The organism is Rhodovulum sp. BSW8, from assembly GCF_003314725.1.
In the GTDB taxonomy this organism is placed as follows: domain Bacteria; phylum Pseudomonadota; class Alphaproteobacteria; order Rhodobacterales; family Rhodobacteraceae; genus Rhodovulum; species Rhodovulum visakhapatnamense.
Genome location: NZ_QNVX01000017.1, coordinates 24,035 through 49,543, shown reverse-complemented (window position 1 = coordinate 49,543; position 25,509 = coordinate 24,035). Strand labels below are relative to the sequence as shown.

The following is a 25,509-nucleotide window of genomic DNA, read 5'->3' as shown; positions in this document are numbered from 1 at the left end:
CCCCCCCCACCCCGCCCCAAGGAGCCTGCCAGATGGCTAAAGACATTCCCGATCCGATCGCGCCCGAAAAGCTGATCGAAGAGGTCCTCTCCGCCTATCCCGCCAAGTCGGCCAAGAAACGCGCCAAGCACCTGGGCGTGGCGGCCCCCGTGGCCGAAGGAGAAACCGAGATCGTGTCGAAATGCGACACGGTCAAATCGAACATCAAGTCGGTCCCCGGCGTGATGACCATCCGCGGCTGTGCCTATGCCGGCTCGAAGGGTGTGGTCTGGGGTCCGGTCAAGGACATGGTCCATATCAGCCACGGCCCGGTGGGCTGCGGTCATTATTCCTGGTCCCAGCGCCGCAACTACTATACCGGCACCACGGGCGTCGACAGCTTCGTGACCTTCCAGTTCACGACCGACTTCCAGGAAAAGGACATCGTCTTCGGCGGCGACAAGAAGCTTGAAAAGACGATCGACGAGATCAACGAGCTGTTCCCGCTGGCCAAGGGCATCTCGGTCCAGTCGGAATGCCCGATCGGCCTGATCGGCGACGATATCGAGGCCGTCTCGAAGAAGAAGAAGAAGGACATCGGCAAGACCATCGTGCCGGTCCGCTGCGAAGGCTTCCGCGGCGTGTCGCAGTCGCTGGGCCACCACATCGCCAACGACGCGATCCGCGACTGGGTGTTCAACGGCGGCGAGGAGTCGAGCTACCAGCCCGGCCCCTATGACGTCAACATCATCGGCGACTACAATATCGGCGGCGACGCCTGGGCCTCGCGGATGCTGCTGGAGGAAATCGGCCTGAACGTGGTCGGGTCCTGGTCCGGCGACGCGACGCTTGCCGAGATCGAGAACGCGCCGAAGGCCAAGCTGAACCTCATCCACTGCTACCGGTCGATGAACTACATCTGCCGCTACATGGAAGAGAATTACGGCGTCGGCTGGATGGAATACAACTTCTTCGGGCCCTCCCAGATCGCCGCAAGCCTGCGCGCCATCGCCGCCAAGTTCGACAAGACCATCCAGGACAAGGCCGAAGAGGTCATCGCCAAGTACCAGCCGCTGGTCGACGCGGTGCTGGCGAAATACAAGCCCCGCCTCGAAGGCAAGAAGGTCATGCTGTACGTCGGCGGGCTGCGGCCGCGCCACGTGGTCGACGCCTATCACGACCTCGGCATGGAGATCGTCGGCACCGGCTACGAATTCGCCCATGGCGACGACTACAAGCGGACCGGCGAGTACATCAAGGAAGGCACGCTGATCTACGATGACGTGACCGGCTACGAGCTCGAGAAATTCATCGAAGGCATGCGCCCCGACCTGGTGGGCTCGGGCATCAAGGAGAAGTACCCGGTCCAGAAGATGGGTATCCCGTTCCGCCAGATGCACAGCTGGGACTATTCCGGCCCCTATCACGGCTATGACGGCTTCGCGATCTTCGCCCGCGACATGGATCTGGCGATCAACAACCCGGTCTGGGGCCTGTTCGACGCGCCCTGGAAGAAATCGGCCTGACGCCCTTCGGCGGGGGGCCGAGACCTCCCGCCAGCTCCCTCAACCCTTTCGGCCGCGTCTCGGAATGCGGACGGCCCGAAGAAGGATCCCAAGCCATGCCCCAATCGGCAGACAAGGTGCTCGACCACAACAAGCTGTTCCACGAGCCCGAATACAAGGAAATGTTCAAGAACAAGCGGGCGACGTTCGAGAATGCGCCGACCGCGCCCCAGGTGACCGAGATCCTCGACTGGACCAAGTCCTGGGACTACCGCGAGAAGAACCTCGCCCGCGAGGCGCTGGTCATCAACCCCGCCAAGGCCTGCCAGCCGCTGGGCGCGGTCTTCGCCGCCGCGGGCTATGAAGGCACCATGAGCTTCGTGCACGGCTCGCAGGGCTGCGTCGCCTATTACCGCTCGCATCTGTCGCGCCACTTCAAGGAACCGGCCTCGGCGGTGTCGTCGTCGATGACCGAAGACGCGGCCGTGTTCGGCGGGCTGACCAACATGGTCGACGGGCTGGCCAACACCTATGCGCTTTACCAGCCGAAGATGATCGCCGTCTCGACCACCTGCATGGCCGAGGTGATCGGGGACGACCTCAACTCGTTCATCATCCAGTCGAAGGAAAAGGGCTCGGTGCCCGAGGACTTCGACGTGCCCTTCGCCCACACCCCCGCCTTCGTCGGCAGCCATGTGGACGGCTACGACAACATGCAGAAGGGGATCCTGACCCACTTCTGGAAGGATGCCGAGCGCGCCGAGACCGACAGCATCAACATCATTCCCGGCTTCGACGGCTTCGCGGTCGCCAACATCCGAGAGATGAACCGCATGCTGGCCGCCATGGGCGTCGAATACACCATCCTGTCGGACGTGTCGGATGTCTACGACACCCCCTCGGACGGCGACTACCAGATGTATGCCGGCGGCACCAAGCTGGATGACGTCAAGGCCGCGATCAACGCCAAGGCGACCCTGTCGCTGCAGGAATACTGCACCCGCCGGACGCTGGAATTCTGCGAAGAGAAGGGCCAGAAAACCGCCGCCCTGCACTATCCGATGGGCGTGTCCGGCACCGACGAGTTCCTGATGACGGTCTCGGAGTTGACCGGCAAGGCGGTTCCCGATTGCCTGACGCTGGAGCGCGGCCGCCTGGTCGACGCGATGGCCGACAGCCAGGCCTATCTGCACGGCAAGACCTACGCGATCTACGGCGATCCGGACTTCGTTTACGCGATGGCCAAGTTCGTCATGGAAACCGGCGGCGAGCCGACCCATTGCCTGGCCACCAACGGCTCGAAGGACTGGGCCAAGAAGATGGAAGAGCTGCTGGGCTCCTCACCCTACGGGCAGGGCTGCCAGGTCTGGGCCGGGAAGGATCTGTGGCACCTGCGCTCGATCCTCGCGACCGAGCCGACCGATCTGCTGATCGGCAACAGCTACGGCAAGTATCTGGAACGTGACCTGAACATCCCGCTGATCCGGCTGACCTTCCCGATCTTCGACCGTCACCACCATCACCGCTTCCCGACCTTCGGCTATCAGGGCGGCCTGACCGTTCTGGTCAAGATCCTCGACACGATTTTCGACAAGCTCGACACCGAGACGGGGACCCTGGGCGAGACCGACATTTCCTTCGATCTCACCCGCTGACGCCCCTCGACGGTTCCGGCGATCCTGTCCCAATCCCAAGTCCCTCGCCGGGACCGCAGCTTCCCAAGGGCGTCTCCCCCGGCATGCGGTCGGTCCGAAAGGACCGGCCGCATGTCTTTTTCGCCCCGCCTCCGACGCCCGCGGCCCCGAAGAGGCGCATGGTCGCGTCGCGTTCAAGGCCGCTGACGCAGGCCGCACGACAGGATATATCCCGGGCGCGGACCAGCCATGGGCCGCCCGGGCCGCAGGGACACGACCTGCGGCCGGGCGCCTGCCAGACCGGAAGACCCGATCATGACGTTGCCGACCGAAGACCTTCGTCGCCTGGCCCTGACCGGGCTGACCCTGGCCGGGATGCTGACGGCCGCCGCACTCAGATGGGGTCCCTTTCCCGACACCGGCTGGCCTGCGGTCGCGGGCACCGCGGCGCTGGCGCTGGTCTATGCCGCGGGCGGCATTCCGGCGGCCATGCGGGCGCTGCGGGCGTTCTGGACCGAGCGCGAACTCGATATCGACCTTCTGATGGTGACCGCGGCGCTGGCGGCTGCGGCGGTCGGCGCGACCGCCGAGGGCGCGGTGCTGCTGACGCTTTTCAGCCTGTCGACCACGCTGGAACACCGCGCCATGGGCCGCGCCCGCCGCGCCATCGAGGCGTTGATGGAACTGCGCCCCGACCGCACCTTGCGCCGCACCGCCTCGGGCGGCACCGAAGAGATCGCGGTGGCCGATCTGATGCCGGGCGACATCGTGATCCTGCGCCCCGGCGCCCGTGTGCCGGTCGATGGCACGATCCGCGAGGGCGAGGGGGCGATCGACGAATCCACCATCACCGGCGAATCCGTCCCCGTGCACAAGCAGCCCGGCGCGCAGGTTTTCGAGGCGACGGTGAACCTGCATGGCGTGCTGGCCATCGAGGTCGCCCGGCCGCTGGCCGAAAGCACCGTCGCGCGGATGATCGCGCTGGTCACCGAGGCCCAGGCCGCCCGCGCGCCGTCCGAACGCTTCTCGGACTGGTTCGGCCAGCGCTATACGGTGGCCGTGCTCGCGGGCGCGGTGCTGGCCTTCGCGATTTTCGTCTGGCTGGGCCTTGGCTGGCACGCGGCACTTTACAAGGCGGCGACGCTGCTGGTCGCGGCCAGCCCCTGCGCCATCGTGATCTCGGTTCCGGCCGCGATCCTGTCGGCGCTGTCGGCCTCGGCGCGGGGCGGCGTCCTGTTCAAGGGCGGCGCCGCGCTCGAGACGCTGGCCCGGGTCGACAGTTTCGCCTTCGACAAGACCGGCACCCTGACCACTGGGCGGCAGGAGGTGGTCGACCTGGCCTGCGAGGGCGATCCCGATATCTTCCTCGCGCGGCTGGCCGGGCTCGAGGCCCATTCCGAACACCCGATCGCCGATGCGATCCGCCGCGCCGCCGCCGCTCGGGGGCTCAAGCCGGTCCCCGTGCGCGAGGCCCGTGCGGTGCCCGGCGAGGGCATGGTGGGGGTCGACGACGAGGGCGTGCTTTGGGCCGGGAACGCCCGGCTCGCGGCGCGGATGGGGGCCAGGGACACGCCGGACGACCGGCCCGCCCCGGTCGGCGGTCTCGACCGCGGGACCCAGACGCTGGTTCTGCTGGGACGGGGCGCGCGGCTTCTGGGGGCTGTCACGGTCGAGGATCAGCCGCGCCCGACCGCCCGGCCCGGGCTTGCGGCGCTGCGCGCGCGGGGCGTCGCGCGTGTCGCGATGCTGACCGGCGACCGGCGCGCGGTGGCCGAACGGATCGGCGGCGATCTGGGCATCGCGCCCTCCGAGATCCATGCCGATCTGCGCCCCGAGGACAAGGTGCGGATCGTGGCCGGGCTGACCGAGGCGGGCCGGGTCGCCTTCGTCGGCGACGGGGTCAACGACGCGGCGGCGCTCGCGCGGGCCGATGTCGGGATCGCGATGGGGGCGGCCGGGTCCGAGGTGGCCCTGCAGGCCGCCGATGTCGCGCTGCTGTCCGAGGATCTGGGCCAGCTTGCCGCCGCCCATGCGCTGGCGCGGCGCACGGCGCGGATCATTCGCCAGAACCTGATCTTCGCCATGGGGGCGATGGCGGTGCTGGTCGCCTCGGGGCTGTTCTTCGATCTGCCGCTGCCGGTGGCGGTGGTCGGCCATGAGGGCGGCACCGTGCTGGTGGTGCTGAACGGGCTGCGGCTGCTGGCCGACCCGATCCGCCGCCGCAGCCCGGGCTGAAGCCGGGCCGGACCTCGGCAGAAGCCTGCCCGAGCCGCGGGGGCCGAAGCCCTCGGACCGGGCGCGACGGCGGGACCCGGCCGCGGGCTTGCGCCGCGCGACTGGATCTGACCGGCGCCACGGGCGGCACAGCCCGCCGGAAATCTGAGGGATAACGGGCAGACCGCCCTAGCGCAGCGACAGGCGCGGCCAGCGGCGCCGGGGAGGATCCGCCGGTTCGGCCTCGGTCAACGCCTTCCTTGCGCGGTCCTCGGACCCGGCGGCGCGCTCTTCGGCGGTCCAGCGGTCCCAGACGGCCTCGGTGATCTCGGCGCGGGTCTTGCCGTCATCCTCCAGCGACCGGATCTGGCGGAACAGAACCTCGGCATCCTGGACCATGGCACAAAGCTCGCAAAGCGTGTCGCCATCCGAACCGAACACGCTCAGAACTTTCCCGCATTCCCGACAGGTGGACATCTTCGCTCCGCTCACAACCCGGGCCGAGCTTAGGTCGAAAACGTAAACGAATCCTTTCCCCATCCCGGGCCGCCCGCCGGACGGCCCCCGCCGCGTCAGACGCTCAGCCTGACTGCCGCGACGAAATCGAGAAGCTGCGCGGTCGAGCCGTCCAGCGCCTCGGGACGCGCCCCCCCCGCCAGCAGAGGCTCCAGCGACCTGGCCAGTTCCTTGCCAAGCTCGACCCCCCATTGGTCGAAGGAGTTGATGCCGAGGATCACCCCTTCGGTGAAGACCCGGTGTTCGTAAAGCGCCACGATCTGGCCCAGCATCCGCGGCGTGAGCCGCGGATAGATCAGCGTGGTCGAAGGCCGGTTGCCGGGAAACACCCGGTGGCGCGCCTGCCGGTCCAGCTCGTCGCCCACGAAGCCTGCCTTCTCGGCGATGGCGCGCGCGGCCTCGATCCCGCGCCCCTCCATCAATGCCTTCGACTGGGCCAGCACATTGGCCAGCAGCAGCCGGTGGTGGTGGGCCAGCTCGGGTTCATGGCCCTTCGCCGCGACCAGAAATTCGCACGGCACGACCTGGGTGCCCTGATGGATCAGCTGATAGAAAGCATGCTGGCCGTTGGTGCCGGGCTCGCCCCAGACCACCGGGCCGGTCGGCCGGGCGACGTCCTGGCCGCTCATGGTCACGCTCTTGCCGTTGCTTTCCATCTCGAGCTGCTGAAGATAGGCCGGAAGCCGGGCCAGCCGCTGGTCGTAGGGCAGCACCGCGCGCGTCGCATGGCCCAGCACCTGCGCATGCCAGATCCCCACCAGCGCCAGCAGGACCGGCAGGTTCGCCCGCAGCGGCGCGCTGCGGAAATGCGCATCCATCGCCGCGCCGCCTGCAAGAAAGTCGTCGAAGCGCTCGGGCCCGATGGCGATCATCAGCGAAAGCCCGATCGGCCCCCAGACCGAATAGCGCCCGCCGACCCAGTCCTCGAAGCCGAAGACCCGTTCCGGCGCGATGCCGAAATCGGCCGTCCGGTCCAGCGCCGAGGACAGCGCCGCGAATTGCGCGCCCGGGTCCGAGACCCGCGCCGCCATCCAGCCGCGCACCGTCTCGGCATTGGTCATGGTCTCGATGGTGGTGAAGGTCTTCGAGGCGACGATGACCAGCGTCGTTTCGGGGTCGAGGTCCTTCAGCGTGTCGGCAGCATGGGCCCCGTCGACATTCGAGATGAAATGGCAGCGCGGACCGTCGTGATAGGGCGCGAGCGCCAGGCAGGCCATGGCCGGACCCAGATCCGACCCGCCGATGCCGATATTGACGACATCGGTGATCGCACCGCCCTGCCCCACGAACCCGCCGCCCCGGACCTCGCGCGCGAAGCCGCGCATCCTCAGAAGCGTCTCGCGCAGGCCGGGCATCACGTCCTGGCCATCCAGCGCGACCTTGCCCTCGGGATTTCGCAGCGCAGTATGCAGCACCGCCCGGCCCTCGGTCTCGTTGATCCGGCGGCCTGCGAACATCGCGTCGCGCCGGGCCTGCACACCGGCGGCGATGGCCAGTTCGATCAGCAGTTCCAGCGTATCCTCGTCGATATTGGTCTTCGAGAAATCGAACAGCATCTCTTCGCCATGGACGGCGGCGGCAGACGGACCCGGGAAGCGGACCGAGAAGGCCGCGGCACGGTTCCTGTCGTGAAAGAGCGTCGCGATAGCGCGTGCCGATACCCGGCCCGCCTGGGCGTCGAGCCGGTCCCAGATCGTCGAAAGGGTCACGTCGTTACTCCGTCCAATGGACCGTTGCGTCCTTCAGCACCGTGCAGACCGGCGCCAGATGCGGATCGGCCAGCTCGGCCGCCTGTTCGAGCGCGGCGCGCTTGGCGGCCCCGGTGATCAGGATATGGGTGCTGAGCGCGCCCTGCAGAACCGGCGCGGTCAGGGTGATGCGCGGCTCGGGCTGGCCCGGCGGGGTGATCTGCATCACCGGCGGCGCCTCGGGCGAGAGGGCCGCGTCCAGTTCGGGCGCGCCGGGGAAAAGCGAGGCGGTATGCATGTCGTCCCCCATGCCCAGCACCAGCACGTTCAGCGGCAGCGCGCGGCGCACCCGTTCGGTCAGCCCGTCCATGCCGTCGGCGCCGGGCCTCAGCCCGATGAACCGCGCCTCGGCCGCCTTGCCGGTCAACAGCCGCGCCCGGATCATGCCCTCGTTCGAGCGGGGATGATCGGGCGCCACCAGCCGTTCGTCGGTTGGCAGCACCCGGACCCGGGACCAATCAAGGCTGCTGGCGCACAGATCGTCGTAAAGCGGCCCCGGCGTCGTGCCGCCGGGCAGCGCGATGCTGACCCGGTCCTCGTGGAACAGCGCGTTGTTCAATTCGCCCGCCAGCACATTGGCCAGCGCGATCATCATCATCTCGAGATCGGGATAGGCGTGCAGCTTCACGGCCGGATCTCCCGCCAGCGCCGACCGTCGCGATGCAGCAGCATCAGCGCATCCTCGGGCCCCGACGAGCCCGGATCGTAGGGCTGGGGCCGGTCGCCGCGCGCCTCCCAGGCGGCGATGATCGGATCGGTCCAGGCCCAGGCGGCCTCGACCTCGTCGCCGCGCATGAAAAGCGTCTGGTTGCCGCGGATCACATCCATGATGAGCCGTTCATAGGCATCCGGGATCTCTTGCGCACTGGGACCGAGTGCCTCGGCGAAGGACATGTCCAGAGGCACCTCGATCAGACGCATGCCGCCCGGTCCCGGTTCCTTGATGGTGACCTTCAGCTTGATGCCCTCATTGGGTTGCAGCCGGATGACCAGCACATTGGCGCGGTGGCCTTCCTGTTCGCCGAAGATCGAATGCGGCGGATCCTTGAAGGTGATCGCGATTTCCGAGGTGCGGGTCCTGAGCCGCTTGCCGGTGCGCAGGTAGAAGGCCGTGCCCTTCCAGCGCCAGGACGAGACATGGGCCTTGAGCGCGATAAAGCTCTCGGTGCGGCTTGACGGGTCCTCGACATCCTCGTGATAGCCGGTCTTGCCGTTCGCGCCCCGATACTGGCCGCGCACGATATCGGCCGGGCGCACCGGATCGAGCGCGCGGATCACCTTCAGCTTTTCGTCGCGCACGGCATCGGGTTCGAAGGCATAGGGCGGCTCCATCGCCATCAGGCACAGAAGCTGCATCATGTGGTTCTGCACCATGTCGCGCATCGCGCCCGACTTGTCGTAATAACCGCCCCGGCCCGCGACGCCCACGGTCTCGGCCACGGTGATCTGGATGTGATCGACGTATTGCGCGTTCCAGAGCGGTTCGAACAGCATGTTGGCGAAGCGGACCGCCATCAGGTTCTGCACCGTCTCCTTGCCCAGATAATGGTCGATCCGGTAGATCTGGTGTTCGTCGAAATGCGCGGCCAGCGTGGCGTTCAGCGCCCGGGCCGAGGCCAGGTCATGGCCGAAGGGTTTCTCGATCACGATCCGGCAGCCTTCGGTATTCATGCCATGGGCATGCAACCGCTCGGCCAGCGCCCCGAAAAGCCCCGGCCCGACCGAGAAGTAATAGGCCTGCACCACCTCGGGGCGCATCTTGGCAGCGAGCTCGGGCCAGCCGCCCTCGCCCGTGGCATCGACCGCCACATAGGACAGCCGCGTCAGAAAGCGGTCGACGGCCTCGGCGTCGCGCCGCCCCTCGGGGATCGCGGCATGGATCGCGGCGCGCACCAGGGTGCGGAACCCCTCGTCGTCCATCGGACTGCGGGCCGCGCCAACGATCCGGGCGGTCTCCGGCAATTGCCCGTCGGCATCGCGGCGGAAAAGCCCGGGCAGGATCTTCCCGGTAGAGAGATCTCCGGTCGCGCCGAAGATGACGAGATCGAACGGATCGACCGGTATGACGCGTGAGACCATGACGCTTCCCTGGCGTTGGCTGGCGGTTGCAGGGACAGGGCAGCACCCGCATCTCCCGGTGGCGGCCTCCCTCGGTCCCTTCGACCTGTCTACCATTCCCCGGCCAGCACGCAACTGCCGAGGGCGCGAAGCGTTCCGCGAAATTGCCGCCCGGCGGGTGCAGGGACCGTGCGAGTTTCCCGCGCCGGGGGGCGACCGGGTTCGCCCGCCCCGCAACCGGGGCGGGCCTTGTCGGGGCCGTCGCCTACCAGGGCAGAGCACCGGCCTCGTTGAGGAAGCCGCCGGTCGGGCCGTCCGCGTCCGCCAGCGCCAGCGCAGCGATCGCGGACGCGGCCTCGCCGGGCGTCCGGTCGGGGCCGAAATTGGTCGCGGCCGTCGCGGTATAGCCCGGGCAGATCGCATTGACCTTGATCCCCTGCCCCGCGAGGCTTTGCGCATAGCCCACCGTCAGCGCATTCACCGCGGCCTTCGAGGCGGCATAGGTCGGCATGATCTTGTCGGCATGCTCCCAGTCGGGGTCCTGCCGCAGCGCGAACGAGCCGAGTTCCGATGAAATGTTGACGATCCTGGGAGACACGCCCCTGGCCAGCAGCGGCACCATGGCCTCGGTCAGCCGCAGCGTGCCGGTCACGTTCACCTCCAGCGTGCGCGCGATCCGCGCGACCGGGGTCAGGCGCGTGTCGTGGTCGAGCCCGATCCCGGCATTGTTCACAAGGATGTCGAGCCGCCCCCAGGTCTCGGCGATCCGCCCGGCCAGCGCGGCGACGCTGGCATCGTCGGTCACGTCAAGCTGAACCGCCACCGCCTCGCCCCCCTCGGCGACCAGGGGCGCCGCGACGGCCTGCCCCGCCGCCAGATCCCGGCTGCCGATCAGGACCAGCACGCCGCTTTCGGCGAGCCGCGCCGCGACCGCCGCCCCTATGCCGCGATTGCCGCCGCTGACGAGCGCGATTTTCTTCTTTGGTTCCATTTGTTTGTCTGCTCCTTCCGACCGAAGCGGCAGCGGCCGGAAAAGGGCGGCGTCGGCTCCGGAAACACCCCGCACCGACCCGGCCGGGGGGCTTGCATGGGCAAGCCGACCGCCGGTATAAAACCTCAACTTAAATTGAGGTCAAGGCCGGATCGACATGGCAAAAGCGACAGATGCGCCCAGCTTCCTCAGCGTCGGAGAGGTGGCCGAACGCAGCGGCGTTCCGGTCTCGGCGCTGCATTTCTACGAGGCGAAGGGGCTGATCGGCGCGCATCGCAGCAGCGGCAACCAGCGCCGCTATTCGCGCGACGTGCTGCGCCGGATCGCGATCCTGCGCACCGCCCAGTCGCTGGGGTTTTCGCTTTCCGAAATCGCCGGATTGCTGAAACCGATCCCGCCGGGGCGCCAGCCGACCGCGGCCGATGTCCGCGCCATGGTCGCCGGATGGCGCGCGGCGCTGCAGGCGCGGATCGACGGGCTGACCGAGCTGCGCGACAAGCTCGACGGCTGCATCGGCTGCGGCTGTCTTTCCCATGACGACTGCCCGCTGCGCAATCCGGCGGATCGACTGGCGGCGACCGGCCGGGGCGCGGTTCTGCTGGGCCAACAGCCGCCCGGCCCCTGAGTCGGGTCGCGCGGGATCGAAGCCACCGGGCGCCTTGCTGCGAGACGCCTGCGTTTCTCCGGCCGTCCCGGTCAGGGCAGCGTGGAGAAGGCCGCGTCCTTGACCGCCTCCATCGCCACGAAGGTCGAGCTGTTGGCAACATGGGGCAGCGCCGAAATCCGTTCGGCCATGACCTCGCGATAGGAGGCCATGTCGGCGGTGCGCACCTTCAGCAGATAGTCGAACCCGCCCGCGATCATGTGGCATTCCTCGACCTCTGGGATGGCGCGGACGGCCGCGTTGAAGTCGCGCAGCGCCGCCTCGCGTGTATCGGAAAGCCGCAGCTCGACAAAGGCCACATGGGCCAGCCCCAGCCGGTTGGGGTTCAGCATCGCGCGGTAGCCGGTGACGATGCCCTCGGTCTCGAGCCGGCGCAGCCGGGCCTGGGTCGGGGTCTTGGACAGACCGATGCGGCGGGCCAGTTCGGCCACCGGGATCCGCCCCTCGGCAGAGAGAATCCGCAGAATCGCGCGGTCGTAGCGGTCGAGGGACAGCGGGCCATCCGGCATGAACGAAACCCCATCTTTGGGCGAACCGCCCAAGAACGCAGATAAATGCAGGCGAACGGCCTGCTGTTTTCCCGCTATCATGGCCGGAAAACGGAGAGACTTCCATGCTGGACGACACCCTGCCGCTGCGCGACCGGATCGAGGCGGCCACCTACGCGCCCGAGGGTCCGACGCTTGACGCGCTGCTGACCGCGGCCGGGCTGAATGACGAGGACCGGTCGCGGATCGAGGCGGCGGCGGCCGAGCTGGTGCACCAGATCCGCGCCGGGGACCGGCCCGGGCTGATGGAGGTGTTTCTGGCCGAATACGGGTTGTCGACCGACGAGGGCATCGCGCTGATGTGCCTGGCCGAGGCCCTGCTGCGGGTGCCCGACGAGGCCACCATGGACGCGCTGATCGAGGACAAGATCGCGCCCTCGGACTGGGGCCGTCATCTGGGCCGGTCGGCCTCGCCGATGGTCAATGCCTCGACCTGGGCGCTGCTGTTGACCGGGCGGGTGCTGGAACGCCACGAGCGTGGGCTTGTGAAGACGCTGAAAGGCGCGGTCAAGCGGCTGGGCGAGCCGGTGATCCGCGCGGCGGCCGCCCGCGCCATGCGCGAGATGGGCCGCCAGTTCGTGCTGGGCGAAACCATCGACGCGGCGCTTGCCCGCGCTGCCGAGATGGAGGCGAAGGGATATACCCATTCCTACGACATGCTGGGCGAGGCCGCCCGCACCGAGGCCGACGCCCGGCGCTACATGACCGCCTATTCCGGCGCCATCGCGCGCATCGGCCTGGCGGCGACCCGGGGCGACGTGCGCGCCGATCCGGGCATCTCGATCAAGCTTTCGGCGCTGCATCCCCGCTACGAGCTCGCCCAGCGCGACCGGGTGATGGCGGAGCTTGCGCCGCGCCTGCTGGAGCTTGCGCTGAAGGCACGGACGATGGGCATGGGGCTCAATATCGACGCCGAGGAGGCCGACCGGCTGGTGCTGTCGCTGGACGTGATCGCGGCGGTGCTGGCCGACGAGCGGCTGGCGGGATGGGACGGGTTCGGCGTGGTGGTGCAGGCCTATGGTCCGCGCGCCGGCCTGGTGATCGACGCGCTTTACGCGCTGGCGCAGAAGCACGACCGGCGGCTGATGGTGCGGCTGGTCAAGGGCGCCTACTGGGACAGCGAGATCAAGCGCGCCCAGGTCGCGGGCGTCGAGGGCTTTCCGGTCTTCACCCGCAAGGCCGCGACCGATGTCAGCTATATCGCCAATGCCCGCAAGCTGTTGCGGATGACCGACCGGATCTATCCGCAATTCGCGACCCATAACGCCCATACGGTCACGGCGATCCTCGACATGGATCCCGACCCCGAGAGCTTCGAGTTCCAGCGCCTGCACGGCATGGGCGAGGCACTGCATCAGATCGTCATGGACAAGGGGCTGGGCACGCGCTGCCGGATCTATGCCCCGGTCGGCGCGCATCGCGACCTGCTGGCCTATCTGGTGCGGCGGCTGCTGGAAAACGGTGCCAATTCGTCCTTCGTCAACCGCATCGTCGATACCAGCGTCCCGCCAGAGGTGGTGGTGGCCGACCCGCTGTCCGAGATCGAGGCGCGGCTCGACGAGCCCGCCAACCCCGAGATCCTGCCGGGGCCTGCGCTGTTCGCGCCCGAGCGGCGCAATTCGCGCGGCTGGGATCTGGCGCACGGGCCGCATCTGGCCCGGATCGAGGAGGCGCGCGCGGCCCATCGCACCACCCATGTCAATGCCGCCCCTCTGATTGCCGGACCGGTCCGCGCCGAGCCCGGCCGGCCGCGCCACAGCCCCTCGGACCCGAAGGATCTGGTCGGCTGGGTGCAGGACGCCTCGCTGCGCGATGTCGGCACGGCGCTGGCCCATGCCCGGCCCTGGAACATCCCCGAAACCCGCTGCGCCGAGATCCTGCGCCAGGCGGCCGATCTTTACGAGGTGCATTTCGGCGAGATCTTCGCGCTTCTGGCGCGCGAGGCCGGCAAGACCCTGCCCGACGCAGTGGGCGAGCTGCGCGAGGCGGTCGATTTCCTGCGCTACTACGCCTCGCGGATCGAGACGCTCGATGCCCCGGCGCGCGGGATTTTCGTCTGCATCTCGCCCTGGAACTTTCCGCTGGCGATCTTCACCGGCCAGGTCGCCGCGGCGCTGGCCGCGGGCAATGCGGTAATCGCGAAGCCCGCCGAACAGACCCCGCTGATCGCGCATCTGGCGGTCAGGCTGCTGCACGAGGCAGGCGTTCCGCCCGAATGCCTGCAGCTTCTGCCCGGCGACGGGCAGATCGGCGCGCGGCTGACCTCGGACCCGCGCGTCACCGGCGTGGCGTTCACCGGCTCGACCGAGACCGCCCGGCTGATCCAGCGCGCGATGGCAGAGCACATGGCGCCCGGCACGCCCCTGATCGCCGAGACCGGCGGGCTGAACGCCATGATCGTCGACAGCACCGCCCTGCCCGAACAGGCGGTCCGCGACGTCCTCGCCTCGGCCTTCCAGTCGGCCGGGCAACGCTGTTCGGCGCTGCGCTGTCTTTACGTGCAGGAAGACATCGCGCCCGGCTTTCTCGAGATGCTGAAGGGCGCGATGGCCGAATTGCGGGTCGGCGATCCCTGGGCGCTCTCGACCGATCTGGGCCCGCTGATCGACGACGAGGCCCATGCCGCGATCGCGGCCTATGTGGCGGCCGCCCGGGGCCAGGGCCGGGTGATCTGGGAGGGTGCCGCCCCGCGCGAGGGACATTTCCAGGCGCCGGTCGCGATCCGGGTCGCAGGCATCGAGGCGATCGAGCGCGAGGTGTTCGGCCCGGTGCTGCATGTGGCGACCTTCGCGGGCGCCGATCTCGACCGGGTGATCGCGGCCATCAACGCCACCGGCTATGGCCTGACCTTCGGGCTGCACAGCCGGATCGACGACCGCGTGCAGCATCTGGCCGACCGGCTTTGCGTCGGCAACCTGTACGTCAACCGCAACCAGATCGGCGCGGTGGTCGGCAGCCAGCCCTTCGGCGGCGAGGGGCTGTCGGGCACCGGCCCCAAGGCGGGCGGGCCGCATTACCTGCCCCGCTTCACCGAACGCGCGGCCCCCGAGGCGCTGAGCACGTCCGAGCCCGCAGGCGGCATTCCGGCCGCGCCCGAGGCGGTCGAGGCCGCCCTGCGCGCGGCCAGCCCGGCGCGCGGCCCAGAGACGCTGGATCTGCCCGGACCGACCGGCGAAGCGAACCGGCTGACGACCCGGGCGCGGCCGCCGCTTTTGTGCCTCGGGCCGGGGGAGGCTGCGGCGGCAGCACAGGCCGAGGCGGTGCATGCGCTCGGCGGGGCGGCGGCCGCGGTCGAGGGGCGGCTCGATCCGGCCGCGCTGACGGCGGCCGAGGGCATTTCGGGGGCGCTCTGGTGGGGCGATGCCGAGACCGGGCGCGCCTATGCGCAGGCCCTGGCCCAGCGCGACGGGCCGATCCTGCCGCTGATCGCCGGGATGCCCGATCCGGCCCATGCCCGGCACGAGCGGCACCTTTGCGTCGACACGACCGCGGCGGGCGGCAATGCCGCGCTGCTGGCGCGCGCCGGTTCGGCTTGACGGCCCCGGCGCGCCCGCTAGCCTTGAGCCATGTTCCCGTTGCGTGACCACAACCCGTCGAGCCGCTTTCCCATCGTCACCCTGGCGCTGATCGGCGTGAATGTGGCTGTGTTCCTGTCCTATCTGCCGCTCTTTTCCGACCCGCGGGCGGTGAACGCCTTCTTCCAGACCTGGGGAATGGTGCCCGCGCTGATGTCGCAATCGGGCGACTGGACCGGGCTTTTGACCTCGATGTTCCTGCATGGCGGGGTGCTGCATCTGGCGGGCAACATGCTGTTTCTGTGGATCTTCGGCGACAACATGGAAGACCGGTTCGGGCATCTGGGCTTCTTGCTGTTCTATCTCGCGGGCGGGGTCGCGGCGGCGCTGTTTCAATATGTCATCGACCCGGGCTCGCCCGTGCCGGTGGTGGGCGCCTCGGGGGCCATCGCGGCGGTGATGGGCGGCTATCTCTTGCTGTTCCCGAAGGCCCGCGTCGATATCCTGATCATCCTCGTCGTGATCTTCCGGGTGATCCCCGTGCCCGCCTGGCTGATGCTGGGGCTCTGGTTCGGGCTTCAGCTCTATTCGGGGGTCTCGGCCCCGACAGGTGAAGGCGGGGTCGCCTACTGGGCGCATTCGGGCGGGTTTCTCGCCGGGCTCGCCTTGACGCTGCCGCTGTGGCTGAGGCTGGGCGGCCCGGAGTTCTGGGGCCGTACGTCCGGGTCGCCGCCCCACCCGGTCGCGGTCTACAGCCCGACCAGCATCCCCCGTGTCCGGAGACGCCGATGACCCGCCTGACCTGCCATTGCGGCGCCATCGAGCTTGAGGTCGAGCTGTCCGAGGGGCTGGCCACGGCGCGACGCTGCGACTGTTCCTATTGCCGACGGCGCGGCGCGATCATGGCCACGGTGCCGCTTGACAAGCTGCGGGTGGTGCGCGGCGCCGACCGGCTGAGCCTGTATCAATGGGGCAGCTGCACCGCCAAGCATTACTTCTGCCCGACCTGCGGCATCTACACCCATCACCGCAGGCGGTCCGATCCCAACGAATATGGCGTCAATGTCGGCGCGCTCGCGGGCGTCAATCCGCGCGATCTGGGCGAGGTGCCCTGGAGCGACGGCGTGAACCATCCGAGCGACCGCACCTAGGCCGGCTGCCGTCGCACCGGGTTTGGGCGCGGCCCCGGTCCGTCACTCGGTCCCGCCAAGCGTGTCGAGGGTCTGCACATTGGCGCTGGTCAGCGCGCCGCCGACATCCCCGCCCAGCGACACGAGGCCCGACTGGATCGACGAGACCATCGCGATGCAGGCTCCGACGAGGGCGGCGGTCAGCACCACCCAATCGACGGTCACGGCCCCCGACCGGTCGGACGCGAACGCCGCGAAACGGCGCATCGCACGCTTGCGGCTTTGCCGACGCGCTTTGTCCTGGGTCATGGCCTGCCTCCTCTGCCCCCGGTTCAGGGGGTCAGGGATGGCCTTGAAACCTGACCGGAAAATGACGCTGCCGGGTCTTTCAGGTGGCCCGGATGACCTTGGCGAACTGATCGTAGATCGCCTCGTTGGCGACCAGAAGCTCGCCGTGATCCAGCGGATTGCGCCCTTCATGGATCGGCCCGACAAAGCCGCCCGCCTCGCGCACCAGCAAAAGCCCCGCGGCAATGTCCCAGGCGTGCAGTTCGCGTTCCCAGTAGCCGTCGTAGCGGCCGGCCGCCACATAGGCCAGATCGAGCGATGCCGCCCCCCAGCGCCGGACGCCCGCGCAATTGGGCATCAGCCGCGCCAGATCCTGCAGCGTCGCGGGCAACGTGCGCTTGGCGGCGAAGGGGACGCCGGTGGCGAAGATCGCCTCGATCATCCGCGCGCGCGACGAGACCCGCAGGCGGCGGTCGTTCATCCAGGCGCCCGCGCCCTTCTCGGCGAAGAAAAGCTCGTCCTTGGCGGCATCGAAGACCACGCCCGAGACGATCTCGCCCTTGTGTTCCAGCGCGATCGACACCGCCCAGTGCGGCAGCCCGTGCAGGAAGTTGGTCGTGCCGTCCAGCGGATCGACGATCCAGCGGCGCGTCGGGTCGTCGCCATCCTCGCCGCCGGTCTCTTCGCCGAGCCAGCCATAGGTCGGGCGCGCGCCGCGCAGCTCCTGACGCAGGATGTCCTCGGCGGCGGTATCGGCCCGGCTGACGAAATCGCCCGCCCCCTTCATCGAGACCTGCAGGTTCTCGACCTCGCGGAAGTCCTTGACCAAGGCACGCCCCGCCTTGCGGGCGGCCTTGATCATGATGTTGAGGTTTGCACTGCCTTGCATGGGGGTCTCCTTCGGTCTTGCCGCGGGCCATACACGCGGGCGCGCCCGGTGCCAAGGAAAATGGCAAGCGCCTGCCTCGCGTCCGGCCCCGTCCGGCCCCGTCCGGCCCCGTCCGGCCCTGTCAGGCGGCGCTAGCCGGCCGTGCCGCGTTGCAGCTTGACCGGCTCGCTGCGCGCCAGCCGCACGAAATGCGCCATGAAGGGCCGCGCCGCATCCTCGGCCCGGGTCGCGGCATACATCCGCTTGGTCAGCCCGGTCCCGGTCAGCGGCCGCACCGCGAAATCGGCGCTGGCGCGGGCCTCGCGCACCACCCAGTCGGGCAGAACGGTGACGCCCCGGCCCGAGGCGACCAGCATCAGGATCACGGCGGTCAGCTCGACCTGGCGCTGGGCCAGCGGCTCGACCCGGGCGGGCGTCAGGAGCCCGGTGAAGATGTCAAGCCGCGCGCGTTCGACCGGATAGGTGATCAGCGTCTCGCCGCGGAAATCCTCGGCCTCGATGAAGGGCTTCTCGGCCAGCGGATGGCCGGCGGCGCAGAGGAAGACCGGTTCATAGTCGAAAAGCGGCACGAAACCGATGCCGTCGATGTCCTCGGGATCAGAGGACAGCACCAGATCGACCTCCTCGCGCGCGAGGGCGGGCATCGCGTCGAAGGACAGGCCGGGGCGGATGTCGACATCGATCTCGGGCCAGGCCTTGCGGAAGCTATCGAGCACCGGCAGCAGCCAGTCATAGCAGGCATGGCATTCAAGCGCGATATGCAGCCGCCCGGACCGGCCCGAGGTCATGCCCGCGAAATCGGCCTGCAGGGCGGCGATCTCGGGCAGCACGCGCTCGGCGGTGCGCAGGAGTTTCAGCCCCGCCGCGGACAGCCGCAAGGGTTTGGTGCGGCGCACGAAAAGCTCCATGCCCACCTGCTCTTCAAGGCCCTTCACCTGGTGGCTGAGGGCCGATTGGGTGATGTTCAGGCGGTCGGCCGCACGCGCCAGCCCGCCCGCGTCATGGATGGCCTTGATGGTCCTGAGATGGCGCAGTTCCAGATACATCCTGTTGCCCGGCTCATATTGATCTTGAGAACTATGAGTTTGTTTCACAGTCCCGGCCGTGCGACAAGGCTGCACCCTTCGAGACCCCACGGAGTGCCTGCCGATGACTGCCCCGCGCGTATCCTTCGAGTTCTTTCCGCCCCAGTCGCTGGAGGCGAGCTTTCGCCTCTGGGAGGCCGCTCAGGCGCTGGCGCCGCTGAAACCCGCCTTCGTATCGGTGACCTACGGGGCGGGCGGGACCACCCGCAAGCTGACCCATGAGGCGGTGCAGACGATCCATACGCATTACAAGCTGAACGTGGCGGCGCATCTGACCTGCGTTGACGCGACCCGGGCCGAAACGCTGGAGATCGCCGAGGCCTATGCGGCGGCGGGCGTGACCGAGATCGTCGCGCTGCGGGGCGACCCGCCGAAGGACCAGGGCGCGTTCCGTCCGCATCCCGAGGGCTTTGCCAATTCCTGCGAGCTGATCGAGGCGCTGGCCGCGACCGGCAGTTTCCGGTTGCGCGTCGGCGCCTATCCCGACCCGCATCCCGAGGCGGGATCGGCCGACGCCGATGTGCTCTGGCTGAAACGCAAGTTCGAGGCGGGCGCGGATTCGGCCATCACCCAGTTCTTCTTCGAGGCCGAGACCTTCTTCCGGTTCCGCGATGCCTGCGAGAAGCAGGGGATCGACGGCGCGAAGATCATCCCCGGCATCCTGCCGATCGAGAAATGGGCGGGCGTGCGCCGCTTTGCCGAGCGCTGCGGGGCGCATGTGCCGCCGGGCATCGACGCGGCCTTCCAGACCGCGATCCGCGACGGCCGGGAAGAGCTTCTGGGCAAGGCGATGGCGACCGAGCTTTGCAGCGAGCTGATGGAGGGGGGTGTGCGGGATTTCCATTTCTACACGCTGAACAAGCCGCACCTGACGCGCGACATCTGTCACGCGCTGGGTGTGCTGCCCGAGGCGCATCTGGAAAAGGTCGCCTGAGCGTGGCGGTACCGGGCGTCCGGCACGGACGACCGGTCCGAATTTTCTGCGAAAATTCGTGGCCCCGCGGGGAGGGCGTCAGGCTGCGGGCTGCAGCAGGCGCCAGACCCGTTCCGGGGTGAACGGCATGTCGGCCCGGCGCACCCCCTTTTCCCAGAGCGCGTCCAGCACCGCATTGCCGACCGCCGCCATCGACCCCACCGTCCCGGCCTCGCCGCAGCCCTTCATGCCCAGGCGATTCGTCGTCGAAGGCACGGGTTCGGTCGTGAAGGTCACGAAAGGCAAGTCGGCGGCACGCGGCATGGCATAATCCATGAAACTCGCGGTCAGAAGCTGGCCGTAATCATCATGCACCACCCGTTCGCAGATCGCCTGCCCAAGCCCCTGCGCCACCCCGCCATGGACCTGGCCCTCGGCCAGACGCGGATTGACCAGATTGCCGAAATCGTCGGTCACCGCATAGCGCAGCACCCGCGTCTCGCCGGTCTCGGGGTCGATCTCGACCTCGGCGACATGGGCGCCGTTGGGATAGGAGCGTCCCGGCAGCGTATAATCCGCGCGATGGCGCAACAGATCCGTCCGCCCCGCCGCCCGCGCCATCGCCGCCGCCTCGATCAGCCCCGGCGTCAGGTTCGAACCCGGCGCCCGGAACCGGCCCTCGTCGAAGCCGAGGGCTCCGGGATCGACCCCCATCTCGGCCGCCAGGAACGGCGTGAAGGCCGCGACCATGACCTCGACCGCCGCCAGCGTCGCGCTGGCCTGGGTGGTGACCGAGCGCGAGCCGCCGGTGCCGCCACCCGTGGCGATGCGGTCGCTGTCGCCCTGGATCACCCGGATCGCCGCGACCGGAAGCCCGGTCCGTTCGGCCAGGAAGCGGGCATAGACCGTCTCGTGCCCCTGCCCGTTCGACTGGGTGCCGACATAGAGATTGACCGTGCCTTCCGCGCAGAACTCGATCTCGGCGCCTTCGGTCGGATCGCCGAGGATCGCCTCGATGTAACAGCATAGCCCAAGCCCCCGAAGCCGCCCGCGCGCCGCACTTTCAGCCTTGCGCGCGGCAAAGCCCGCCCGGTCGGCGACCGCCTCGACCCGCGCCAGAACCCGGGCGAAATCGCCCACGTCATAGGTCTCGCCCGTGGGGGTGCGGTAGGGGAAGGCTGCAGGCGCGATGAAGTTCCGCCGCCGCAGATCCCACGGATCGACGCCCAGCTCGCGGGCCGCGACATCCATCATGCGTTCGAGCGCATAGATCGCCTCGGGCCGCCCGGCGCCGCGATAGGCATCGACCTGGGTGGTGTTTGTATAGACGCCTTTCACCGCGAGATAGGCCGCCGGGATGTCGTAGACGCCGGTCAGCACCTTCGAGAACAGCTCTGACTGGATCGGCTGGGCATATTCGGAATTGTAGGCGCCAAGGTTCGAGAGGGTCTCGACCCGGTAGCCGGTGATCCGGTGGCCGGCATCGAAGGCCATCTCGACCATCGAAACGAGATCACGGCCGGCATTGTCGGTCAGCATCGCCTCGGTCCGGTCCGACATCCAGCGCACCGGCCGGCCCAGCGCCCGCGCGGCATGCGCGATGACATAATATTCGGGATAGCTCATCGCCTTCATGCCGAAACCGCCCCCGACATCGGGGTTGGTCACCCGCACCGCGTCTTCCGGCAGCCCCAGCATCCTAGCCAGCTTGGCCTTCTGGCCCCAGACCCCCTGCCCGTTCACGCAAAGATGGAGCCGCCCGTCCGACCACTCGGCCCAGGCCCCGCGCGGTTCCATGGAATTGACGATCACGCGATGGTCCGAGACCTCCAGCCGCACCGTCCGCGCCGCCGCGCGAAACGCCTCATGCACCGCCGCCTCGTCGCCCATGGCCCAGTCATAGGCAAGGTTCAGCGGCGCCTCGGGATGGATCTGCGGCCCGCCCACGGTCAGCGCCAGATGCGGATCGAGGTCGTGCAGATCGAACTCGATCTCTTCGGCGGCGTCCTTCGCGGCCAGCGGGGTCTCGGCGATCACCACCGCCATCGCCTCGCCGACGAAGCGCACGCGGTCCCGGGCCAGCACGGGCCGCGCGGGCGCCGCCCCCTTGCTGCCGTCGCGATTGGTGACCACGGTCGCGCGCATCGACAGATCGACCCCCGCCGCCGCCAGATCGGCCGCAGTCAGCACCGCCACGACCCCGGGCGCTGCGGCCGCAGCGCCGACATCCAGCGCGCGGATCTCGGCATGGGCGACGGGGCTGCGCAGAAACACCGCATGCAATGCCGAGGCCGGTGCGATATCGTCCACATAGCGCCCCTGCCCCGTCAGAAAGCGCAGATCCTCGAACCGCGCGCCGGTCTGGCTCTTGCCGAATTTGCTGTCCATCCGTCCTGTCCTCCCTGTTGCGGCGAGGGTAGCGGCGGCGGGGCATCTGTCCAGAGGGCTTGGCCTTGGCGCCGCCTTTCGCTAATCACGCCGCAGCCCAATTCGATGCAAGGGATCTCCGATGCCCATGGAAAAGACTTTCGACGCCGCCGAAGCCGAACAGCGCCTCTACGAGGCCTGGGAAAAGGCCGGCTGCTTTACCGCCGGGGCGAACGCCTCGCGCCCCGAGACCTTCTGCATCATGATCCCGCCGCCGAACGTGACCGGCAGCCTGCATATGGGTCACGCCTTCAACAACACCCTGCAGGACATCCTGGTGCGCTGGCACCGGATGCGCGGCTTCGACACGCTGTGGCAGCCGGGTCAGGACCATGCGGGCATCGCCACCCAGATGGTCGTGGAACGGCAACTGGCGAAGGAAGGCAATCCCGGCCGCCGCGAGATGGGCCGCGAGAAATTCCTTGAAAAGGTCTGGGACTGGAAGGGCCAGTCGGGCGGCACCATCGTCAACCAGCTCAAGCGCCTGGGCGCCTCCTGCGACTGGTCGCGCAACGCCTTCACCATGTCCGGCGCCCCCGGCGCGCCCGAGGGCGAGGACGGCAATTTCCACGACGCCGTCATCAAGGTCTTCGTGGACATGTACAACAATGGGCTCATCTACCGCGGCAAGCGGCTGGTGAACTGGGACCCGCATTTCGAGACCGCGATTTCCGACCTCGAGGTCGAGAACATCGAGGTTCCCGGCCACATGTGGCACTTCAAGTACCCGCTGGCCGGCGGCGAAACCTATACCTATGTCGAGAAGGACGAGAACGGGACCGTTATCCTTGAGGAGGAACGCGACTACATCTCGATCGCCACGACCCGGCCCGAGACCATGCTGGGCGATGGCGCCGTGGCCGTGCACCCCTCGGACGAGCGTTATGCGCCCATCGTCGGCAAGCTCTGCGAGATCCCGGTGGGGCCGAAGGAGCACCGCCGCCTGATCCCGATCATCACCGACGACTATCCCGACCCCGCCTTCGGGTCGGGTGCGGTCAAGATCACCGGGGCGCATGATTTCAACGACTACGGCGTCGCGCAACGCAACGGCATCCCGAAATACCGGCTGATGGACACCCGGGCGCATCTGCGCGAGGACGGCGCCCCCTATGCCGACTGTGCGCGGCAGGCTCAGGCGATCCTCGGCGGCGCCGAGGCGAGCGAGGCGGAAATCGACGCGATCAACCTCGTGCCCGACCATCTGCGCGGGCTCGACCGGTTCGAGGCCCGCAAGCGCGTGATCGACGAGATCACGGCCGAGATGCTGGCGGTGATGACCCGCGCCGACGATCCCCGGCTGGGCAAGGCGGCCCTCGAGCCGGGTGCGGAGGGCGCGGACGCGCTTGTGCCGCTGGTCGAGGCCAAACCGATCATGCAGCCCTTCGGCGACCGTTCGAAGCAGGTGATCGAGCCGATGCTGACCGACCAGTGGTTCGTCGACACCCAGAAGATCGTCGGCCCCGCGCTCGACGCCGTCCGCAAGGGCATGGCGGCCCAGGAAGCGGGCAGCTTCGACAAGACGGCCGGATATACCCGCATCCTGCCCGAACGCGACGCCAAGACGTACTTCCACTGGCTGGAGAATATCGAGCCCTGGTGCATCAGCCGCCAGCTCTGGTGGGGGCATCAGATCCCGGTCTGGTACGGGCTCGACCTCGACGCGTCCCATTTTGCCGACGATGAGGGCGACAACGCGCTCGACGACGTGGAACTCTACCGCCTGCTCAACGAGGGCTTCGTCCAGCGGGGCGCGCGCCATCACTGTGCCGCCGATTTCGAGACGGTCACGGCACAGTTCCAGGACGTGCTCGCCGGTCTGCCGGCGCCGCTGCATGCGATGCGGGTGATCGAAGTCTCCGGCCGCACCGCCGCCGAAGAGGTGCTGGCCGAAAGCCTCGCGGACTACAATCTCAGCCAGGACCCGACCAGGCTGGTCTATCCGATCTGGCGCGACCCCGACGTGCTCGACACCTGGTTCTCGTCGGGGCTCTGGCCCATCGGCACGCTGGGCTGGCCCGAGACCACGCCGGAACTGGCGAAATACTTCCCGACCGACGTGCTGATCACCGGCTTCGACATCATCTTCTTCTGGGTCGCCCGGATGATGATGATGCAGTTGGCCGTGGTCGATCAGATCCCGTTCCACACCGTCTATGTCCATGCCCTCGTCCGCGACGAGAAGGGCAAGAAGATGTCGAAAAGCTTGGGCAACGTGCTCGACCCGCTGGAGCTGATCGACGAATACGGCGCCGATGCGGTGCGTTTCACCCTGACCGCCATGGCCGCCATGGGGCGCGATCTGAAGCTGTCGACCAGCCGGATCGCGGGCTATCGCAACTTCGGCACCAAGATCTGGAACGCCACCCGCTTTGCCGAGATGAACGGCGTCTTCCAAGGCTATGCGCCGACCGGGGACATTCCCGCCCCCGGCGAGACCGTGAACAAATGGATCGTGGGCGAGGTCGCGCGCGTCCGCGAGGCGGTCGACGAGGCGCTGGCGGCCTATCGCTTCAACGACGCGGCCAATGCGCTTTACGCCTTCGTCTGGGGCAAGGTCTGCGACTGGTATGTCGAATTCTCGAAACCGCTGCTGATGGACGGCACCGAGGCGCAGAAGGCCGAGACGCGGGCGACCATGGCCTGGGTCATCGACCAGTGCCTGATCCTGCTGCACCCGATCATGCCCTATATCACCGAGGAGCTTTGGGGCACGACCGCCGACCGGCGCAAGATGCTGGTCCATGCCGACTGGCCCGCCTACGGCGTCGATCTGATCGACGCGGGCGCCGACCGCGAAATGAACTGGGTGATCGCGCTGATCGAGGAAATCCGCTCGGCCCGGGCTCAGATGAACGTGCCCGCGGGCGCCAAGATCGCGATGCTTTACACCGAGCTGGACGAGGCGGGCAAAACCGCCTGGGCGCGCAACGAGGCGATGATCCAGCGCATGGCCCGGATCGAAAGCCTGACCGAGGCGAAGACCCTGCCCAAGGGCTGCGTGACCATCGCCGTCGAGGGCGGCGCATTCGCGCTGCCGCTTGAGGGCATCATCGACGTGGCCGAGGAAAAGGCACGGCTGGAAAAGACGCTGTCGAAGCTCGAAAAGGACCTCAAGGGGCTCGAAGGCCGCCTGAAGAACCCGAAATTCGTCGAAAGCGCCCCCGAGGACGTGGTCGAGGAAACGAAGGATCTGGCTGCCGCCAAGACCGAAGAGGCCGCGAAACTGCGCGTCGCGCTCGAAAGGCTGGCCGAACTCGCCTGATCCGAGCCGCATGCGGCTCCCCTGCCGCCCGGGCTGCCCTGCCGCAGCCCGGGCGGCTTGACTTGAGCCCCGCGCAGGTTCACTAGACCAACCGACATAACCCGCAACCGGGCGTTCCGTGGGCGCCAAACCGACGAGGA

General features: G+C 68.4%; 19 protein-coding genes. 9 read left to right on the top strand and 10 right to left on the bottom strand.

What is annotated here, in order from left to right:
* The first annotated feature begins 32 nt into the window (after positions 1-32).
* The 3 genes from nifD to DSD19_RS10820 all read left to right on the top strand — a co-directional run bounded on the left by nifD (position 33) and on the right by DSD19_RS10820 (position 5,353).
* Positions 33-1,505 (top strand): nitrogenase molybdenum-iron protein alpha chain, encoded by a 1,473-nt coding sequence (nifD, locus tag DSD19_RS10830; RefSeq protein ID WP_075786407.1) that lies wholly within the window; start codon positions 33-35, stop codon positions 1,503-1,505.
* A 95-nt stretch (positions 1,506-1,600) separates the two neighbouring features.
* Positions 1,601-3,139 (top strand): nitrogenase molybdenum-iron protein subunit beta, encoded by a 1,539-nt coding sequence (gene nifK, locus DSD19_RS10825; protein WP_113669595.1) that lies wholly within the window; start codon positions 1,601-1,603, stop codon positions 3,137-3,139.
* 294 nt (positions 3,140-3,433) lie between these two features.
* A complete protein-coding gene (locus tag DSD19_RS10820; RefSeq protein WP_113669594.1) occupies positions 3,434-5,353 on the top strand; it encodes a cation-translocating P-type ATPase in 1,920 nt (639 codons plus the stop codon).
* Between the two features lie 168 nt (positions 5,354-5,521).
* Here DSD19_RS10820 and DSD19_RS10815 read toward each other — a convergent pair whose 3' ends face one another.
* The 5 genes from DSD19_RS10815 to DSD19_RS10795 all read right to left on the bottom strand — a co-directional run bounded on the left by DSD19_RS10815 (position 5,522) and on the right by DSD19_RS10795 (position 10,645).
* Positions 5,522-5,773 carry a hypothetical protein gene (locus DSD19_RS10815; protein WP_075786410.1) on the bottom strand — a complete coding sequence of 84 codons (252 nt, stop codon included), beginning with the start codon at positions 5,771-5,773 and terminating at the stop codon, positions 5,522-5,524.
* Between the two features lie 131 nt (positions 5,774-5,904).
* Complete coding sequence (pgi, locus tag DSD19_RS10810) at positions 5,905-7,557, bottom strand: glucose-6-phosphate isomerase (RefSeq protein WP_113669592.1); 1,653 nt, start codon at positions 7,555-7,557, stop codon at positions 5,905-5,907.
* A gap of 4 nt (positions 7,558-7,561) precedes the next feature.
* A complete protein-coding gene (gene pgl, locus DSD19_RS10805) occupies positions 7,562-8,224 on the bottom strand; it encodes a 6-phosphogluconolactonase (protein ID WP_113669591.1) in 663 nt (220 codons plus the stop codon).
* Positions 8,221-9,675 carry a glucose-6-phosphate dehydrogenase gene (zwf, locus tag DSD19_RS10800; RefSeq protein ID WP_113669590.1) on the bottom strand — a complete coding sequence of 485 codons (1,455 nt, stop codon included), beginning with the start codon at positions 9,673-9,675 and terminating at the stop codon, positions 8,221-8,223. Before zwf ends, pgl begins: the two co-directional genes overlap by 4 nt.
* A 244-nt stretch (positions 9,676-9,919) precedes the next feature.
* Positions 9,920-10,645, bottom strand: a complete 726-nt coding sequence (locus tag DSD19_RS10795) for an SDR family NAD(P)-dependent oxidoreductase (RefSeq protein WP_113669589.1) — start codon at positions 10,643-10,645, stop codon at positions 9,920-9,922.
* Positions 10,646-10,802: 157 nt separating this feature from the next.
* On the opposite strand from DSD19_RS10795, the gene soxR reads away from it, so the two are divergent.
* A complete protein-coding gene (gene soxR, locus DSD19_RS10790) occupies positions 10,803-11,270 on the top strand; it encodes a redox-sensitive transcriptional activator SoxR (protein WP_113669588.1) in 468 nt (155 codons plus the stop codon).
* 71 nt (positions 11,271-11,341) lie between these two features.
* On the opposite strand, the gene DSD19_RS10785 is transcribed toward soxR, so the two are convergent.
* Positions 11,342-11,818, bottom strand: coding sequence for an Lrp/AsnC family transcriptional regulator (locus DSD19_RS10785; RefSeq protein WP_075786416.1), 477 nt, complete (start codon positions 11,816-11,818; stop codon positions 11,342-11,344).
* A 104-nt stretch (positions 11,819-11,922) separates the two neighbouring features.
* On the opposite strand from DSD19_RS10785, the gene putA reads away from it, so the two are divergent.
* The 3 genes from putA to DSD19_RS10770 are packed head-to-tail and all read left to right on the top strand — an operon-like array spanning position 11,923 to position 16,523.
* On the top strand, positions 11,923-15,393 hold the full coding sequence (gene putA / locus DSD19_RS10780) for a bifunctional proline dehydrogenase/L-glutamate gamma-semialdehyde dehydrogenase PutA (RefSeq protein WP_113669587.1): 3,471 nt from the start codon (positions 11,923-11,925) through the stop codon (positions 15,391-15,393).
* 30 nt (positions 15,394-15,423) lie between these two features.
* Positions 15,424-16,164 (top strand): rhomboid family intramembrane serine protease, encoded by a 741-nt coding sequence (locus DSD19_RS10775; protein ID WP_075786418.1) that lies wholly within the window; start codon positions 15,424-15,426, stop codon positions 16,162-16,164.
* A complete protein-coding gene (locus DSD19_RS10770; RefSeq protein ID WP_075786419.1) occupies positions 16,161-16,523 on the top strand; it encodes a GFA family protein in 363 nt (120 codons plus the stop codon). Before DSD19_RS10775 ends, DSD19_RS10770 begins: the two co-directional genes overlap by 4 nt.
* Positions 16,524-16,565: 42 nt before the next feature.
* Here the strand turns inward: DSD19_RS10770 and DSD19_RS10765 are convergent, their stop codons facing one another.
* The 3 genes from DSD19_RS10765 to DSD19_RS10755 all read right to left on the bottom strand — a co-directional run bounded on the left by DSD19_RS10765 (position 16,566) and on the right by DSD19_RS10755 (position 18,725).
* Positions 16,566-16,811, bottom strand: coding sequence for a hypothetical protein (locus DSD19_RS10765; protein WP_243627889.1), 246 nt, complete (start codon positions 16,809-16,811; stop codon positions 16,566-16,568).
* A 79-nt stretch (positions 16,812-16,890) separates the two neighbouring features.
* Complete coding sequence (locus DSD19_RS10760) at positions 16,891-17,679, bottom strand: inositol monophosphatase family protein (RefSeq protein ID WP_075786420.1); 789 nt, start codon at positions 17,677-17,679, stop codon at positions 16,891-16,893.
* A 131-nt stretch (positions 17,680-17,810) separates the two neighbouring features.
* Complete coding sequence (locus DSD19_RS10755) at positions 17,811-18,725, bottom strand: LysR family transcriptional regulator (RefSeq protein WP_075786421.1); 915 nt, start codon at positions 18,723-18,725, stop codon at positions 17,811-17,813.
* Positions 18,726-18,828: 103 nt separating this feature from the next.
* On the opposite strand from DSD19_RS10755, the gene metF reads away from it, so the two are divergent.
* The gene (metF, locus tag DSD19_RS10750) at positions 18,829-19,698 is read left to right on the top strand and encodes a methylenetetrahydrofolate reductase [NAD(P)H] (RefSeq protein WP_113669586.1); all 870 of its coding nucleotides are present in this window, start codon (positions 18,829-18,831) and stop codon (positions 19,696-19,698) included.
* A 78-nt stretch (positions 19,699-19,776) separates the two neighbouring features.
* Here metF and DSD19_RS10745 read toward each other — a convergent pair whose 3' ends face one another.
* Entirely contained in the window at positions 19,777-22,065 is a 2,289-nt protein-coding gene (locus DSD19_RS10745; protein ID WP_113669585.1) for a xanthine dehydrogenase family protein molybdopterin-binding subunit, read from the bottom strand.
* Positions 22,066-22,186: 121 nt separating this feature from the next.
* On the opposite strand from DSD19_RS10745, the gene DSD19_RS10740 reads away from it, so the two are divergent.
* Positions 22,187-25,369 carry a valine--tRNA ligase gene (locus DSD19_RS10740; RefSeq protein ID WP_113669584.1) on the top strand — a complete coding sequence of 1,061 codons (3,183 nt, stop codon included), beginning with the start codon at positions 22,187-22,189 and terminating at the stop codon, positions 25,367-25,369.
* Positions 25,370-25,509 lie beyond the last annotated feature (140 nt).

What these genes read in the sequence shown, in the direction of transcription:
- nifK (WP_113669595.1), top strand. Translation starts at nt 1,601, where the DNA reads ATGCCCCAATCGGCAGACAAGGTGCTCGACCACAACAAGCTGTTCCAC.
- DSD19_RS10745 (WP_113669585.1), bottom strand. Translation starts at nt 22,065, where the DNA reads ATGGACAGCAAATTCGGCAAGAGCCAGACCGGCGCGCGGTTCGAGGAT.
- DSD19_RS10820 (WP_113669594.1), top strand. Translation starts at nt 3,434, where the DNA reads ATGACGTTGCCGACCGAAGACCTTCGTCGCCTGGCCCTGACCGGGCTG.
- DSD19_RS10795 (WP_113669589.1), bottom strand. Translation starts at nt 10,645, where the DNA reads ATGGAACCAAAGAAGAAAATCGCGCTCGTCAGCGGCGGCAATCGCGGC.
- DSD19_RS10755 (WP_075786421.1), bottom strand. Translation starts at nt 18,725, where the DNA reads ATGTATCTGGAACTGCGCCATCTCAGGACCATCAAGGCCATCCATGAC.
- DSD19_RS10740 (WP_113669584.1), top strand. Translation starts at nt 22,187, where the DNA reads ATGCCCATGGAAAAGACTTTCGACGCCGCCGAAGCCGAACAGCGCCTC.
- DSD19_RS10760 (WP_075786420.1), bottom strand. Translation starts at nt 17,679, where the DNA reads ATGCAAGGCAGTGCAAACCTCAACATCATGATCAAGGCCGCCCGCAAG.
- DSD19_RS10775 (WP_075786418.1), top strand. Translation starts at nt 15,424, where the DNA reads ATGTTCCCGTTGCGTGACCACAACCCGTCGAGCCGCTTTCCCATCGTC.
- zwf (WP_113669590.1), bottom strand. Translation starts at nt 9,675, where the DNA reads ATGGTCTCACGCGTCATACCGGTCGATCCGTTCGATCTCGTCATCTTC.
- putA (WP_113669587.1), top strand. Translation starts at nt 11,923, where the DNA reads ATGCTGGACGACACCCTGCCGCTGCGCGACCGGATCGAGGCGGCCACC.
- DSD19_RS10765 (WP_243627889.1), bottom strand. Translation starts at nt 16,811, where the DNA reads ATGACCCAGGACAAAGCGCGTCGGCAAAGCCGCAAGCGTGCGATGCGC.
- DSD19_RS10785 (WP_075786416.1), bottom strand. Translation starts at nt 11,818, where the DNA reads ATGCCGGATGGCCCGCTGTCCCTCGACCGCTACGACCGCGCGATTCTG.
- soxR (WP_113669588.1), top strand. Translation starts at nt 10,803, where the DNA reads ATGGCAAAAGCGACAGATGCGCCCAGCTTCCTCAGCGTCGGAGAGGTG.
- metF (WP_113669586.1), top strand. Translation starts at nt 18,829, where the DNA reads ATGACTGCCCCGCGCGTATCCTTCGAGTTCTTTCCGCCCCAGTCGCTG.
- nifD (WP_075786407.1), top strand. Translation starts at nt 33, where the DNA reads ATGGCTAAAGACATTCCCGATCCGATCGCGCCCGAAAAGCTGATCGAA.
- DSD19_RS10770 (WP_075786419.1), top strand. Translation starts at nt 16,161, where the DNA reads ATGACCCGCCTGACCTGCCATTGCGGCGCCATCGAGCTTGAGGTCGAG.